Here is a 15,527-nt window from a genome sequence, read left to right on the forward strand (position 1 = left end):
GCTTTAGCATGTAAACACTTGGAGTTTCCTCCAAGTTTACATGCTTTTTTTGTATAATAAAAAAATTTTAAAAGCAAATATTAAGTAGAATGTAAGTCGCGAATAGAACCATCTGACGCTTATTATTCGTGATAGGTTTTAAGAAATAGGATAAAAAAATATTTAAACATTATAACGTTATATTGACTAACGCAAAATTAGATGTTATTCTACATTGGAATAATAAACAAGATAGATGTAAACGAATACATTAATCAATTTAGTGTTTACTGAAAAGGATGAGGGGAAATGAAGGATCATTTCGTACTACAGAATTTAAAGATGGTAGACGGAAGTTCTGTAGATATCATAGTAGAAAATAAAAAGATTATTGACATTGTAGCTGCTGGAACCGGTAATGGTGAGAAAATAGTAGATTACAAGCACAAAGTATTTGTTTCTAGTGGTTGGATTGATATGCATGTCCATGCATATGCAGAATTTGAGCCATATGGTGATGATGTCGACGAGATTGGTTATAAAACAGGTGTAACTACAATTGTTGATGCAGGTAGCACTGGTGCTGATAATATGTCCAAATTGGTAAGTAGTTGTAAAAGGTCAAAAACAAATGTTTTCGCGTTTTTAAATATTTCGCGAATTGGCTTAAAACGAATTGACGAGTTATCTGATTTGACTTGGTTAGATGAGGATCAACTCAAAAATACTATTGCAGAACATAAAGATTTTATTATCGGACTGAAGGCAAGGATTAGCAAAAGTGTAGTAGGTGAAAATGGTGTGGAGCCTTTAAAAATAGCTCGTAAGTTTTCTAACGAAACCGACTTACCACTTATGGTGCATATTGGTTCTGGACCACCAGATATTAATGATGTTCTAAACTTACTTGAAAATAAAGATATTATTACTCACTACTTAAATGGTAAAGCTAATAATTTATTTGATGAGATGGGAAGACCTCTTCCTAAATTTTTAGAGGCAATTTATCGAGGTGTTCATTTAGATGTTGGGCACGGAAATGCAAGTTTTTCGTTCAAAACGGCATTGCAAGCTAAAGAACATGGAATTAAATTCAATACGATTAGTACTGATATTTATCGGAAAAATCGATTGAATGGACCAGTTTATAGTATGTCACATGTTTTATCAAAATTTTTATACTTAGGTTATTCACTAAAAGAGATTATTGATGCTGTTACCGTTAATGCGGCCAAGTGGCTTAATAAACCGGAACTTGGAAGAATTTCAGTAGGAGATCTTGCGAACCTCACTTTATTTACTGTTGAAGATGAAGTGACATCCTTACTTGATTCTGAAGGAGACGAGCGTAAAGCTGAACAAAAAATCGTAGTAAAAGGAGTGGTAATTAATGGAGAACACGTTGAATGCTAAATATGGTTTGAAAAGGGTAATTAATGCAAGCGGTAGGATGAGTATATTAGGTGTTTCCGCTCCAAAAGACACTGTAATGGAAGCGATGAAAATTGGTGGTCAAAATTACGTTGAAATTTCGGACTTAGTTGATAAGGCTGGAATTCATATTGCAGGTCTTCTTCAATCGGAGTCAGCTGTTGTTGTTAACTCAGCTTCAAGTGGAATTGCACTTTCAGTAGCAGCAATTGTAACTGAAGGTAACAGACGTAAAAGCGAAAGATTACACCAAGAACCAATTCAAAAAAATGAAATCATTATGCTAAAGGGACATAACGTTCAGTATGGTGCTCCAGTAGAAACGATGATTTTCCTTGGTGGAGGTAAATTAGTAGAAGTTGGTTATGCAAATGAGGGGAAAGTTGAGCATATTGCAGATGCGATTAATGAAAAAACAGCTGCAATTTTATATGTGAAATCTCATCATGCTGTTCAAAAAAATATGATTTCAGTTGAAGAAGCTTGGGGAGTAGCTCAAGCAAATAATGTACCTTTAATTATAGATGCAGCTGCTGAAGAAGATTTGCAAAAATATGTCAAAGTTTCTGATTTAGCAATATATAGCGGTTCGAAAGCGATTGAAGGACCTACTTCAGGTATCGTTGCTGGTAGAAAAAAATATATCGAATGGTTAAAAGTGCAATTACATTGTATCGGAAGAAGCATGAAAGTTGGTAAAGAAACCACTTTCGGTTTATTGCAAGCATTGGATGAATATTTTGTCAAAAAAGACAATAGTGAAAATGAAAAAGCTAGTTTAGAAGTTTTAAAATCACTAGAATCGATCGATGGTATAAAAGTAACGATTGTACAAGATGAAGCGGGACGAGCTATTTTTAGAGCTCGAATCCAAATTGATCCTGTTGTAACAAAAACTACAGCGAAGGATGTAAATGATCAATTAAAGAATGGTAATATTGCGATTTACACTCGTGATTACGGAGTTCGTCAAGGCTTTTTCGATATTGATCCACGACCACTACAATCAGATGATATTTACGTAATTGAAGCAACACTAAGAGCAATATTAGGAGGAACTGAACAATGACAAATATTGAAAAACGCTTTTATAACAACCGAGTAGCATTAAATGTTTTAGCTAATAGTATTGAAAATGCAGTTGAAGTTTTTGAAGCTGCAGAAGGTCATGTATTAGTAGGTGTTCTTTCTAAAGATTACCCAACTGTAGAGGCTGCTGTTACAGCAATGAATGAATATGGTGCAGCAATTGATGAAGCAGTATCGATTGGACTTGGTGCTGGTGATAACAAACAAGCAGCAGTTGTAGCCGAAATCGCTAAACATTATCCAGGAAGTCATATTAATCAAGTATTTCCTGCAGTAGGTGCAACTCGTGCTAACTTAGGTGAAAAAGATAGCTGGATCAATTCTCTAGTATCACCAACTGGAAAAGTAGGCTATGTAAATATCTCTACTGGACCGGTAAGTGCTGCTAGCGAAACAGCGATTGTACCAATCAAATCTGCAATTGCGTTAGTTCGTGACATGGGTGGAAATGCATTAAAATACTTCCCAATGAAAGGGTTAAAACACGTAGAAGAATTCCGTGCTGTAGCAAAAGCATGTGGTGAAGAAGGTTTTGCTTTAGAGCCTACTGGTGGTATTGATCTAGAGAATTTTGAAGAGATTTTAGAAATTGCATTGGAAGAAAAAGTACCTAAAATTATTCCACACGTATATTCTTCAATTATTAATGAAGAAACTGGAAAAACTAATCCTGAAGATGTAAGAAAATTATTAGCAATCACTAAAAGTTTGGTTGAAAAATATGCGTAAACAAATTGTTGCTTTCGGAGAAGTAATGATGCGATTGCAAGTGCCAGGGTATGAACTACTGGCACAAGCAAACGCATTACAATTTTCTTTCTCGGGAACTGGTGTAAACGTTGCGTCCGCGATGACTAAGCTTGGTCATGATGGCTATTTAGTAACAAAATTGCCGAACAATCCAATTGGAGATGCAGCGGTTGCTTTCTTGCAGCGATTAGGAATTAATCGAAATTATTTTACTAGAGGCGGAAAATATCTTGGACTGTATTTTTTAGAAAATGGTTTTGGACAGCGCTCTAGTCGTGTGACATATACTAATCGTTTAGAAAGTAGCTTTAATACGGCATCTTATATCGATTATGATCTTGATCTAATTGCAAAACAAGCAGATGTTATCCATTTTTGCGGTATTACACTAGCGATGACAGATGATGTCCGAGAAACAATGAAAATTCTTGCAAAAAAAGTAAAAGAAAATGGCGGATTAGTTTGTTTCGATTGTAATTACCGACCTTCTTTATGGGAGGGCGGATATAGTAAAGCAAAACCTCATTATGAAGAAATGCTAGCTTTAACTGATATCGTCATGATGAATGAGAAAGATGCGATGTATGTTTTAGGAATGGAGACAGAAGGAACTTCTAGGGAAACACAACTAAAAGACCTTATTCCTAAAGTTGCAAAACAATATCACATACAAACCGTTGCTGGAACGCACCGTGCAATTAATAGTGACAATACACATTCATTACGTGGATATCTATTCACTAATGGAGAGTTTCACTTCTCGGAAAATACTTCATTTTCCGTATACGATCGAATTGGTGCTGGAGATGCTTATACTAGCGGTATACTACATGGTGTGTTAGCTGAGTTTTCACCAGAAAAAACCGTTCACTTTGCACAAACAGCGGGTATGTTAGCATGTACGATCGTTGGAGATACCCCAATGTCAACTGAAGCAGAAATTTTATCAGCTATGGCTGGAACAATTGATGATATTAAGCGATAAAAAAGGAGAGGTAAGGGAATGAGTGTGAATCGTAAAAAAGGACCGTTGTATTTACAAATTAAAGAGATGATAAAGGATCGAATTTTACATGGAGTTTATCCAATTCACACGAATATTCCCTCTGAACCTCAATTAGAAGAAGAGTTTAGTGTTAGTAAAATTACGATTAGAAATGCCATAAAAGAACTTGTTCAAGAAGGATACTTAGAAAAGAAAAGTGGTAAAGGAACAAAGGTTATTGCGAATGTTACCAGCGCAAAACTTTCAAAAGGGAAACGTTTTACAGAAATTTTAGTTGAGGAAGGACATCATATTACTAAAAAAGTGCTGAGTATAAAAAAACCAGAAAAAACAGCGGATTCTATTCCTTATTCTGTATTTGATGATAAATATGTCCAAATTGAGCGAATTTATTTACTGGAAAATGAACCATATATTCACTTTACGCACTATATTTCAATTGATATCACTGATGAAGAAATAGAAGACGTACAGATCAGTTCCTTATATCGTTTCTTAGAAGAAAATAATATTCGGTTAGAATCATTCCGAGATGAATTTGCAGTAGCAGTTGCTCCGGATCAAGTTTGTGAGATTTTAAATTTAGAAAAAGGCACAACCACATTAAAAAGAATACGTCGTTCTAGTGATGAAGATGGAAATGTTTTAGAAATCAGTGAGGGTTACTATAATACGGTCAAACAAAACTACGTTGTAACCTACAATGATTCAACGCAGTAATGAATCTTCATTGTATAAAATGTAAGCGATTACTAAGGGAGAGTGTGCAATAATGGATCTATATTTGATAGGAATTACATTAGTCGCAATCGTTATCGTTATTTTAGGAGTATCGTGGTGGAAATGGCATGCATTTATTAGCTTATCAGTAGCAGGCCTTTTCCTAGCCGTTTTTTCTGGCGTATCAATGGATAAAATTGTAACTGCTTATGAAACAGGTGTTGGCGCCGTTCTCGGCCATCTTGTTGGGATTTTAGCTTTAGGTACGATTTTAGGAAAAATGATGTCAGATTCTGGTGCAGGTATGCAAGTAGCTGATTTCTTTATTAAAAAATTCGGCGTAAAAAACCTACCATGGGCAATGTTGCTTTCAGGATTTATTATTGGAATTCCAGTATTTTTTGAGGTTGGTCTAGTAATCTTGTTACCTCTTGTTATATCAATTCGTAAATCTACCAATTCAAATATTCTATTAATTGGTATCCCAGTACTTGCCGGTTTATCGATTGTGCATGGTTTAGTGCCACCACATCCCGGTGCGATGACAGCGATTGGTATTTATAATGCAGACTTAGGACGCGTCCTACTTTATTCATTATTCATTGCTTTTCCAACTGCAATCATTGCAGGTCCGATCTTTTCAAAATGGATTCACAAACGTGTAACACCAATCGGTGAACCAGAATTAATTCGAGTTGAAACGAAGTCAAATGCTTTACCAAGTACAGGTGTATCATTTTTCATCATTTTACTTCCAGTTTTACTAATGGTGTTAACGGTAATTACACCATACTTATCTCTACCTAGTGCAATTGCTAAATTCTTCATTTTAATCGGTAGCCCTGTAATTTCTCTATTAATCTCTTGTTTTGCAGCTTATTATTTACTTGGGTATCGCCAAGGAATGGACAAAACTTTAATAAAAAAATTAACTGATGAATGTTTAACACCTTTAGCATCAATTATATTAATTATCGGTGCAGGTGGCGCATTTAAGCAAATTCTAATTGAAAGCGGTGTAGGTACTGCCATTGCAACGATGGCTGAACAAATGTCACTATCACCAATCGTACTTGCATTCTTAGTAGCAGGTTTAATAAGAATAGCAACTGGTTCTGCTACGGTTGCTTTAACAACAGCAGCTGGAATTGTTTCACCAGTAGTGGCACATATGACTGGTGTAAACTTAGAATTACTTGTAATTGCAACTGGCGCAGGTTCACTAATGTTTTCACACGTAAATGATGCAGGTTTCTGGTTAGTAAAAGAATACCTAGGATTAACAGTCAAAGAAACATTCAAAACATGGACAGTAATGGAAACGCTTCTTTCGTTTGTAGCGTTTGGACTTACATTAATATTAGATATTTTTATTTAAGAATAAAGGAAGGGGCTGTCTCAAAAGTCAGGTTAACTGGCACGAAAGGCGCCTCTTTTTTTCAAACGCTTCGGGAAATATCAAATATTTACAGCTGAGGAGCTATTTTGATCTAAGTAATGGGGGGATCTCAATGGTACTTTCATCTGTTGTTAATAAAATCGTTTTTTATATATGATTATTAGAAGATTTTTATACGATTTTGTATGTGTTAGAGCATATTTTGTAGTTTTCCATTTCAAAGTTTCTACTATTGTACAATTTTTAGCTTTGAATACCCTTACTGGTATAGGTAATTATCAATTTTATTTGCGATACACTTGAATTTAATTGCAGTTTTGTAAATTTTAATTGCAGATTTGGAAGTTTTATTTGCGATTCTCAATATTTAATTGCAGATTTATTTTATCTGCAGTTCAGTCCTCTCTTCTTTTCCAGCAACTCATAATCCAATCTTATTTGCCGTTATAAAAAGAGGGTTCCCATCTTGTGGGAAACCCTCTTAATTTGATTACGCATATTAAATAATTAAGCCAATGTCTCAAATTAATTTTGATTAAAGTCTAATGGACGTAAACTTGCTTCGATTTCAGCACGTTTAGGCTCTAAAAATGGAGGCAATGCTAACCGTTCACCTAATGTATCAATATTTTCATCTACATCAAATCCAGGGGTATCAGTTGATAATTCGAATAAAATATGATTTGGTTCTCTAAAATAGAGCGCTTTAAAATAGTAGCGTTCTACTTTTCCTGAATTCGTAATCCCAAGTGAATTTAATCTGTCAGCCCATTTATTATATTCTTCTATGTTCGGTACTCTAAAAGCTACATGATGTACACTACCTCGTCCTGGTCTAGCTCTTGGTAAGTCTGATCTTACTTCCAAGTGAACTTCTGCTCCAGCACCACCTAATCCGGTTTCGTAAACTTCTATACTTGCAAAATTCCCTTCAGTAGAAGGGAAAGTACCAACAAGTCTAAAACCTAAAACATCCGTTAAAGTTTTACTTGTAGGAATTGAATCTTTTACAGTAAGTGTCACTGGACCTAAGCCAAGAATTCCATGCTCGGTTGGGATATCTGATTTATTCCAAGGAGTACCCGGTGAAACACCTTTTTCACCATCATCTGCTACTAAAATTAAACTTGTACCTTCATAATCTTGAAATGCGAGTGTATCTCGATTTGCTCTTTTAAGTATTTCATCATGTGAAATATTAAGTTCTTCAAAGCGATTCTTCCAATAATGTAGAGACTCAGTTGTGGCTACTCTTAATGAAGTGGAAGATACGATCGAGTGACCTGGATATGTAGTTCCTAGATGAGGGATATCGAAAAATGTTATTTCTGTCCCGGGATTTGCTTTTGCGTCACCGTAAAATAAGTGATAACTGGAAGTGTTATCTTGATTTACAGTTTTCTTAACAAGTCTCATCCCTAAAACCTTAGTGTAAAACTCGTAATTTTTTTCAGCCTTTGTAGTAAGTAGTGAAACATGATGAATTCCCAATAATTCCACTTTCATCACTCCCTTAAATTTTTATTTAAACTATGATCTGCATAATTTTTATGTACACATTGTAAATGGCTAGAGATTGAGGTAGAGTTTTATGTTAAACTGTTATCTAATAATTATAATATTCAGATAAATGTTACGGAGAGGGGAAAATGCTTTGTATATCGGTTATTTATTAATTTTAATATCTGCAATTGCCTTTGGATTAATGCCTATTTTTGCGCTTTATGCTTATAATCAAAATGTAAGTGTTAATACATTATTATTTTTAAGGTTTACATTTGCGACAATTATGTTCTTTAGTTACTTAGTGGTTAGTAAAAAGCTAGTTAAAATTACGAAAAAACAATTAGTATTATTTGTTTTACTAGGTGGAGTATTGTATATGCTTCAATCAAGTTTTTATTTCAGTTCAGTAAAATATATTCCTGCTTCTTTAGCAGCATTAATTCTCTACTTATATCCTATTTTTGTAGCAATTCTATCATTTTTAGTAAATAAAGAGCAATTAACAAAAAATATAATGATATCAATTTTACTATCGCTGGCTGGAATTGTACTTGTGTTGGGAGCTCCTTCGGAAAATATAAATCCGTTTGGAATCATATTAGCATTAGCTGCAGCAATCGTTTACTCAATATACATAATTGTTGGTGGGAGGGTTTCGATGCATGTTCCTCCATTAGTAACAAGTGCATATATTTCTTTATTTGCAGCAATTTCATTTTTACTAGTTGGCGTATCGACAAGCACGATACACATTCACTTTAAATTTATTGGTTGGATTTCAATTTTAGGTATTTCAATTATATCAAGTGTTATATCAATGGGGACTTTTTTTGCTGGTGTAAAACGAATAGGTCCGACAAAAGGGGCAGTATTAAGTATGGTTGAGCCGGTAGTGACAATCACATTTTCAACGATTCTATTTCATGAAAATATGAGTTTACTTCAAATGATAGGTGGGACTATTGTTCTGGGTGGAGCGCTATTAGTTGTTCTTACAAGTGAGAAAAGAAAGGTTGTTGAGAATAAAATGGATTTTTAAATGGTATATGATAAACTGTATTTAGAATATTAGTTTATTAATATGTAAATGTTAAGATGGCTGCTTTTGCAGCTATTTTTAATTTGTAAAGGAGTAATAGAATGTTTGAATTAAAATTAAAAAATGGAGAAATAGTCCAAGTTCGTCAAGCAACAGGAACTGATGCTAAATCAATTATAGATTTTTATAACATCGTAGGTGGAGAAACGAACTTTTTATCATTTGGGGGAAACGAGTTTAAAAGAAATGAAGCTGAATATCAGATATTTTTAGAAGATACCTTCAATGAAAAAAATTCAATCATATTATTAGGTACGATCAATGATCAAATAATAAGTATTGGTTCGATCAATTCAAGTCAAAAGGAACGTACAAAGCATGTTGGTACGCTAGGCATTGTAATTAAAAAAGAATATTGGGGATTAAGTTTAGGTAAGTTATTGATGCAATCATTAATCGATTGGGCTAAACAAAATGATCTAACTAGAAAAATTCAATTAGTTACGAATGAAGATAATTTTAAAGCCATTCAATTGTATAAAAATTTAGGATTTGAAATTGAAGGTGTAATGATAGAAGATACTTATATAAATGGAAAGTACTGTAATACTTTAATGATGGGCTTATTTATTAAATAACTGAAAATAACAAAGTTAAAGGCTCTATATAGACACTCAAGTGAAAAAAGTTTTAAATCTACTAGCAGACGAACTACAATCCAATTAGAGCATTTATATAATTAGAAAGAAGATTATGATTTTATAAAGGTGTAAATATGATTAAAGATTTATTTCTTAATTTTTCATTGTTACTATTTTTCTTAATTGGATTTAATCGAATTCAAGATTTTTTAAAGCAAAAGTTTCAAAAAGAATATCCACTTATTGTAGGTGTACTACATGGAATATTTGGCATTATTTTAATTGTTTTTGGAGTGAGCATCTATCAAGATAATATTCTTGATTTTAGACAGCTAGCTATTTTATCTGCAGCATATTTTGGAGGAATTAGAGCGACCATTTTTACAAGCATGATGCTTATTGCATTTCGCTTTTCTTATTTTGGTGTAAGTGATGGTTCAATTTATGCATGTGTAACGATCACAATAAATGCGGTCGTCAGTGGGCTTCTAAATAGGTGGATTAAACAATATTGGACTAAATGGTTTAGTATGATTTCTTTTTTAGTCATACTAAGCAGTTTCTTCTTTGTCTATCAACATATTAAATTTTCAAATTCAGTTTTTCCAGTAATGCTAGTTTATGAGGTAGCGATCATTTTAGGCGGAACATTCATTGCTTTTTTTATTCACTTTTTAAATAAAAATGACAAATTAAAAATTGCACTTAAAGAAAGTGAAGAAAGATATCGAACATTAATTGAAACTTCCCCAGATGGAATATTTGTCCAAATAGATGGAGAAATAAAGTTAGCAAATCAAAAGGCTGCTAATCTACTTGGAGCTAAGTCACCTTCTGAATTAATCGGAATCTATGTTTTTGACTTGATTGAACCATCAGGGTTAAATGATTCATTTAGACGTAATAAGCAATTTATAAATAGTGATCTCATACAAGATCGCAAAGAAAGTAGATATATCCGTTTAGATGGTTTAAAAATTGATTTATCATTATCAGGTTCTAAAGTACTATACGAGGGACAATTAGCAACGATGGTTGTTTTTAGGGATATTTCTGAACAAAAAGAATCAGAACGAAAATTACAACAAGCAAATCATTTATTGCATAAACTATCCATTACAGACAGTTTAACAGGATTAGCAAATAGACGATATTTTGATGAAGTTTTTCAAATTAAATGGAATGAAGCTCGTACAAATCAAACACCGATTACAATTATGATGATTGATATTGATTCATTTAAAACATTCAATGATACTTATGGGCATTTAGAAGGAGATAAATGTCTACAAATTGTAGCAAATGCCATTTCGATCAATTTATTAAGAGATAATGATTTCTCTGCCAGATATGGTGGTGAAGAGTTTGTTGGTATTTTATCAGAAACAAGTGAAGTAGAAGCAGTTAATATTGCAGAAAAAATTCGAAATGTAATAGTAGATTTAAAGATTCCGAATGAGAAGTCATTAATTTCCTCATATGTAAGTGTTAGTATTGGGTTGGTAAATTTAGTGCCAAATGACTCAATTGACATAGTAGATGGCATAAATTTTGCCGACAAAGCTCTGTACTTGGCTAAAATGAATGGTAGAAATCAAGTAAACGTAAATTCTAGTAATTTGGAAATGTCTTTCGTTAAAAAAGCCTTGTGATCGTTAATCACAAGGCTTTTTGCTAAAGTAGCGATAGTTTTTAGAAGCACGTAAACGATCTAATTCGTCTTGTATCAATTCCAAAGAAAACCCATCTCCAGCCAATCCATCTCCAGCCAGCAACTGATTGTCTGCCCACGAAGGTTGGAAAGTACCAAAATTGTTCTCCATTATTCAGCCAAACATAAGTATTTCTAAATCGACAACCAGCAATTGCACCTGGGTCTATTGCGAATGCTGTAGCTTGAGACATTGTTGGAGTGAATGAAGGTGGTGGTGCAGTCGGTTGACCTTGAGACCCGCCGTGACCTCCGCCACCCGGTTGCCCTGGGAATCCGCTTGGTTGTCCTGGAAAGCCTGGAAATGTCCGATATTGAGGGGGAAAGTTCATTTTATCAACTCCTTTTTAGTTTTATCCTTATTAAAGTATGAAAATTAATGTTTTTTGTTTGGGCTGATAGTTAAATATCCATATTAACTAGGGATGTTTGCAATATAGAAGAATGATTTTTATAAAGGTTCCTGAGCATGATCATTTTCTATTTTGAAATACGAACTTTAATTGAGAATTTGAAATGGTATAGAGTTTGTCAATTGGAATTAAGACTTTTGGGTAGTGCAAATAAAAAAGCCGAAGCTACAATTAAAAACTGGAAAAGTGCAAATAAAAAAGCTAAAACTACAAATAAAATTCGATGAGTGCAAATAAAAAAGCCATATCTGCAATTAAGATTGGGAGAACTGCAAATAAAAAAGCTAAAACTGCAATTAAAAACTTGTAAACTGCAATTAAGACCTAGCAACATTTAAAAATTGAGATTAAAACAACAATATTTACATGAATAAACAATAATATAGAGTGAAAATAGAACAATTCAAATAAAATTCAACAATTTCATTAAGAAACACATCAAAGAGAAGACTGAACCACTTCTCTTTTTTTATGTTCAAAGATAGTGAATTCTACTTATCTGAATCGTTAAAAACAACCCGATTATTTTCCGAAAAGCAATTTGCTTTTAGTGGAAAATACCGATTTTTACTTTATAGGGTAAAAAAATTACTTTTAAAAGTAAAAAACACTTGCTAAATTCTGTAAATTCGAATAAATTAAATTTAAAGGAGGAGAAAAATGGAAAATTTACGCTTGAATGTCGCATTATTACGTCGTAGAGTACCGAATTTAACTACTTCAGCGAAAACTGTTGGACTTAGACCAGCAACTGTATCAAACTTATGTACTGGAAAAATTCCAATTGGTCGCTCAGAAGTAAGAACACTAGTCGCCTTAGCTGCTTTAGCAGAATGTACATTGGATGAACTGATCATTAGAGGGGAGAAGATTGAGATGATTGAAACGGGAATAAAAACACTTGATTTATTTGCTCCATTAGTTAAAGGTGGTACAGTCGGTTTGGTTGCAAGACCTGGCATGGGTCAATTAGTTGTATTAGCAGAAATGTTGTATAAATTAAAGAATGATTCATATTTTACGATTTTATTAAAACCAGAAGGTGAACATCCAGAAATAGACGATATTTTAGCTGATGTAAATTTAGTATGTCATTCAATTGATGAAGTGTATGAAGCGATTGCAAAAGCGGGAAAAAATGTTGAGTTTGCTTTCGCAGCGGATCGTTCAAACGTTATTACCGGTGATATTAACCGTCTCCAACAAAAATTAGCAGATATTGGTATTGAAGGTGTAACTACTTTTTTAGTTGATTTAAAAGGAGAAGCGGTGGATGAAGATTTCCCATACGGACCTTTAGAAACATTATGGCAGTTTGATGCAGACTTAGCTTTCAGACATAAATACCCTGCAATTAATCCTATTCATTCAACATCTACAGTTTTAGAAGATAATCAACCAGACCAAACCCACAACCAAGTACAAAAAGCAGCTCAGAAATTACTACGAAGATATCGAGAGTTAAGGTCATTAGTAGCAGTACATGGAATTGATTCATTACCTGAAAATGAAAAATTAACATTTAAACGTGGTGAATTATTAGAAGCCTATTTAACTCAGCCATTTTTCGTTGCAGAAGAATTTACAGGTATCAAAGGGGCATCTGTTAATTTGCAAAATACTTTACAAGATGTTCGAAAACTAATCGATGGTGCTTACGATTCAATGGAAGTAGATAAAATGAATTTTATTGGTACCCTGTAGAAAATTTAATGAAAAGTGTGACACTTATGCATGTGTCACACTTTTTATTATTTTACTTAAATATAGTTTTCTGGAGGATGGTAGTATAAAATTTAAGAATTATTTAAGAATTTAATAATAGGCAATTAATTTTTCTGAATTATACTATGCCAAAAACAAGTATCAAAACTGAAATAAAGTAATAGTTCATCACTCATTTGAAAGTTGGAATATATTTTGTCGATTCGAAAACGGTTAATCTTATCTAATATTGCTATGATTGTAATTCCAATCATTTCTTTTATCCTCATCGAGATTTTACTCGGTGTGTTTTACTATAAGGTTTTTGTACCTAAATTTAATGGTCATCCACCTCATTCATTTTATTTTTTCCGTTTCGGAATTATTGTCCCTATTTTTGCAATTACAAATGGAGTACTATCTTATTTTGTTTCTAGAAGTATACTAAGACCAGTAAAAAATCTTACAAATGCTGCTAAACAAATTAGTGAAGGAAATTTAAATTTTGAAGTTAAACCAATAAACAAAGATGAACTCGGTCAATTAGCTATTAGCTTTGAATTAATGAGAAGAAATCTAAAAGAGGCAGCTGAAATACAGAAAAAATACGAAGAAAATCGTAAAGAATTAATTGCCAATATTTCACATGATCTAAAAACGCCAATTACATCAATAAAGGGATATATTGAAGGAATTAAAGATGGCGTGGCAAACACACCAGAAAAAATGGACAGGTATATTGAAACAATTTATCTGAAAACCTTGGATATGGATCAATTGATTAATGAACTATTCCTTTATTCGAAGTTAGATTTAAAACGAGTACCATTTCATTTTGAAGAAGTAAATATTCATGATTATTTAGTCGATCGGATAGAGGAATTGAAATTTGATTTAGAACCGATAAACGTAAGTATTACTTATAGTGAGAATGTGGATCGAGAAGTTAGTATAGTACTAATAGACCGAGAACAATTCAAACGTGTAATGACAAATATCATTCAAAATAGTTTGAAATACATGGATAAAGCTGAAAAACAAATTACCATAAAATTAATAGATGACAAAGAAAAAATAACGATAAAATTTCATGATAACGGTAAGGGAATTTCTAAAGAGGCACTTCCGTTTATTTTTGATCGTTTTTACCGAGCCGATCCATCAAGAAATCTATCAACAGGTGGAACGGGACTCGGGCTGGCTATTTCAAAAAGAATCATAGAAGAGCACGGTGGAGAAGTATGGGCAGAAAGTCAAATTGGTGAATATACAAACATTTTTCTTTCATTAAATAAGAAATCAATATTAAAGGTGACAAAATGAAAAAGGTTTTAATTATTGAAGATGATCAAAGTATCGCATTATTACAAAGAGATTATTTAGAAATAAATGATTTTGAAGTTGAAATAGAATCAAATGGGAAAAGCGGACTTCAAAAAGCTTTATCGAAGGAATATGATTTAATCATACTCGATTTAATGTTACCAGAATTAAATGGATTTGAAATATGTAAAAAAATCCGAGAAAGTAAAGATATTCCAATCTTAATTGTTTCAGCAAAAACAGAAGATATTGATAAAATTAGGGGATTTGGTCTAGGGGCAGATGATTTTATCGTGAAGCCTTTTAGTCCAAGTGAATTAATAGCCAGAGTTAAAGCTCATCTTTCAAGGTATCAACGTTTAGCAAGTAAAGGTCAAATTAATGAGGAAGAACTTCAAGTAAGGGGACTTACAATTCAAAAGGATTCTAGAAAAGTTCTAGTTAATGGAGAAGAAAAAATATTCACAACGAAGGAGTTTAACTTACTTACCTTTCTTGCTTCAAATCCAAATAAAGTATTTAGTAAAGAATTATTATTTGATCGAATTTGGGGATTTGAAACGGTCGGAGATATTTCAACTGTAACTGTTCACATCCGTAAAATCCGAGAAAAAATAGAAGTTGACCCATCCAACCCGAATTATATTGAGACGATATGGGGAGCGGGATATCGGTTTAAAGATTAAATTTCAATAATTTAAATTAAAGGGTGATCCTGTAAGTTAGTAAACTGGCTTAAAGGATGGCTCTTTTTATTTGCCTAATCATTTTTAATGCATTTATTTCAATACTTCACCAAAGTAAATACTGATATTT

General features: G+C 32.9%; 14 protein-coding genes. 12 read left to right on the forward strand and 2 right to left on the reverse strand.

What is annotated here, in order from left to right:
* The first annotated feature begins 288 nt into the window (after positions 1 to 288).
* Genes CN946_RS17305 through CN946_RS17330 form a run of 6 tightly spaced genes read left to right on the forward strand, consistent with a single transcriptional unit; the run spans position 289 to position 6,353 of the window.
* Entirely contained in the window at positions 289 to 1,392 is a 1,104-nt protein-coding gene (locus CN946_RS17305) for an amidohydrolase/deacetylase family metallohydrolase (RefSeq protein ID WP_098862285.1), read from the forward strand.
* Positions 1,370 to 2,479 carry a DgaE family pyridoxal phosphate-dependent ammonia lyase gene (locus CN946_RS17310; protein ID WP_098862286.1) on the forward strand — a complete coding sequence of 370 codons (1,110 nt, stop codon included), beginning with the start codon at positions 1,370 to 1,372 and terminating at the stop codon, positions 2,477 to 2,479. The genes CN946_RS17305 and CN946_RS17310 overlap by 23 nt, the downstream gene beginning before the upstream one ends.
* A complete protein-coding gene (gene dagF, locus CN946_RS17315; protein WP_098862287.1) occupies positions 2,476 to 3,228 on the forward strand; it encodes a 2-dehydro-3-deoxy-phosphogluconate aldolase in 753 nt (250 codons plus the stop codon). The genes CN946_RS17310 and dagF overlap by 4 nt, the downstream gene beginning before the upstream one ends.
* On the forward strand, positions 3,221 to 4,234 hold the full coding sequence (locus CN946_RS17320; protein ID WP_098862288.1) for a sugar kinase: 1,014 nt from the start codon (positions 3,221 to 3,223) through the stop codon (positions 4,232 to 4,234). The genes dagF and CN946_RS17320 overlap by 8 nt, the downstream gene beginning before the upstream one ends.
* Positions 4,235 to 4,252: 18 nt before the next feature.
* On the forward strand, positions 4,253 to 4,975 hold the full coding sequence (locus CN946_RS17325; protein WP_098862289.1) for a GntR family transcriptional regulator: 723 nt from the start codon (positions 4,253 to 4,255) through the stop codon (positions 4,973 to 4,975).
* 52 nt (positions 4,976 to 5,027) lie between these two features.
* A complete protein-coding gene (locus CN946_RS17330) occupies positions 5,028 to 6,353 on the forward strand; it encodes a GntT/GntP/DsdX family permease (protein WP_098862290.1) in 1,326 nt (441 codons plus the stop codon).
* Positions 6,354 to 6,899: 546 nt separating this feature from the next.
* On the opposite strand, the gene CN946_RS17335 is transcribed toward CN946_RS17330, so the two are convergent.
* On the reverse strand, positions 6,900 to 7,874 hold the full coding sequence (locus CN946_RS17335; protein ID WP_098862291.1) for a ring-cleaving dioxygenase: 975 nt from the start codon (positions 7,872 to 7,874) through the stop codon (positions 6,900 to 6,902).
* Between the two features lie 154 nt (positions 7,875 to 8,028).
* On the opposite strand from CN946_RS17335, the gene CN946_RS17340 reads away from it, so the two are divergent.
* From CN946_RS17340 to CN946_RS17350, 3 genes are all read left to right on the forward strand, one after another.
* Positions 8,029 to 8,919, forward strand: coding sequence for a DMT family transporter (locus CN946_RS17340; protein WP_286133969.1), 891 nt, complete (start codon positions 8,029 to 8,031; stop codon positions 8,917 to 8,919).
* A 101-nt stretch (positions 8,920 to 9,020) separates the two neighbouring features.
* Positions 9,021 to 9,557 carry a GNAT family N-acetyltransferase gene (locus CN946_RS17345; RefSeq protein ID WP_098862293.1) on the forward strand — a complete coding sequence of 179 codons (537 nt, stop codon included), beginning with the start codon at positions 9,021 to 9,023 and terminating at the stop codon, positions 9,555 to 9,557.
* A 137-nt stretch (positions 9,558 to 9,694) separates the two neighbouring features.
* On the forward strand, positions 9,695 to 11,212 hold the full coding sequence (locus CN946_RS17350; protein ID WP_098862294.1) for a diguanylate cyclase: 1,518 nt from the start codon (positions 9,695 to 9,697) through the stop codon (positions 11,210 to 11,212).
* A gap of 40 nt (positions 11,213 to 11,252) precedes the next feature.
* On the opposite strand, the gene CN946_RS17355 is transcribed toward CN946_RS17350, so the two are convergent.
* Positions 11,253 to 11,603: a transporter gene (locus tag CN946_RS17355; RefSeq protein ID WP_098862295.1), complete on the reverse strand. Its 351-nt coding sequence runs from the start codon at positions 11,601 to 11,603 to the stop codon at positions 11,253 to 11,255.
* Positions 11,604 to 12,344: 741 nt separating this feature from the next.
* Here CN946_RS17355 and CN946_RS17360 point away from each other — a divergent pair.
* The 3 genes from CN946_RS17360 (at position 12,345) to CN946_RS17370 (ending at position 15,397) form a co-directional block, all read left to right on the forward strand.
* Positions 12,345 to 13,388, forward strand: coding sequence for an ATP synthase beta subunit C-terminal domain-containing protein (locus tag CN946_RS17360; RefSeq protein WP_098862296.1), 1,044 nt, complete (start codon positions 12,345 to 12,347; stop codon positions 13,386 to 13,388).
* Positions 13,389 to 13,604: 216 nt separating this feature from the next.
* Positions 13,605 to 14,711 carry a sensor histidine kinase gene (locus CN946_RS17365; protein ID WP_176547367.1) on the forward strand — a complete coding sequence of 369 codons (1,107 nt, stop codon included), beginning with the start codon at positions 13,605 to 13,607 and terminating at the stop codon, positions 14,709 to 14,711.
* Positions 14,708 to 15,397 (forward strand): response regulator transcription factor, encoded by a 690-nt coding sequence (locus CN946_RS17370; RefSeq protein WP_098862297.1) that lies wholly within the window; start codon positions 14,708 to 14,710, stop codon positions 15,395 to 15,397. Before CN946_RS17365 ends, CN946_RS17370 begins: the two co-directional genes overlap by 4 nt.
* The last annotated feature ends 130 nt before the right edge of the window (positions 15,398 to 15,527 follow it).

The organism is Bacillus sp. AFS053548 (assembly GCF_002575105.1).
In the GTDB taxonomy this organism is placed as follows: domain Bacteria; phylum Bacillota; class Bacilli; order Bacillales; family Bacillaceae_G; genus Gottfriedia.

Coding starts and splice junctions, on each gene's coding strand:
- CN946_RS17305 (WP_098862285.1), top strand. CDS start 289: ATGAAGGATCATTTCGTACTACAGAATTTAAAGATGGTAGACGGAAGT.
- CN946_RS17310 (WP_098862286.1), top strand. CDS start 1,370: ATGGAGAACACGTTGAATGCTAAATATGGTTTGAAAAGGGTAATTAAT.
- dagF (WP_098862287.1), top strand. CDS start 2,476: ATGACAAATATTGAAAAACGCTTTTATAACAACCGAGTAGCATTAAAT.
- CN946_RS17320 (WP_098862288.1), top strand. CDS start 3,221: ATGCGTAAACAAATTGTTGCTTTCGGAGAAGTAATGATGCGATTGCAA.
- CN946_RS17325 (WP_098862289.1), top strand. CDS start 4,253: ATGAGTGTGAATCGTAAAAAAGGACCGTTGTATTTACAAATTAAAGAG.
- CN946_RS17330 (WP_098862290.1), top strand. CDS start 5,028: ATGGATCTATATTTGATAGGAATTACATTAGTCGCAATCGTTATCGTT.
- CN946_RS17345 (WP_098862293.1), top strand. CDS start 9,021: ATGTTTGAATTAAAATTAAAAAATGGAGAAATAGTCCAAGTTCGTCAA.
- CN946_RS17350 (WP_098862294.1), top strand. CDS start 9,695: ATGATTAAAGATTTATTTCTTAATTTTTCATTGTTACTATTTTTCTTA.
- CN946_RS17355 (WP_098862295.1), bottom strand. CDS start 11,603: ATGAACTTTCCCCCTCAATATCGGACATTTCCAGGCTTTCCAGGACAA.
- CN946_RS17360 (WP_098862296.1), top strand. CDS start 12,345: ATGGAAAATTTACGCTTGAATGTCGCATTATTACGTCGTAGAGTACCG.
- CN946_RS17370 (WP_098862297.1), top strand. CDS start 14,708: ATGAAAAAGGTTTTAATTATTGAAGATGATCAAAGTATCGCATTATTA.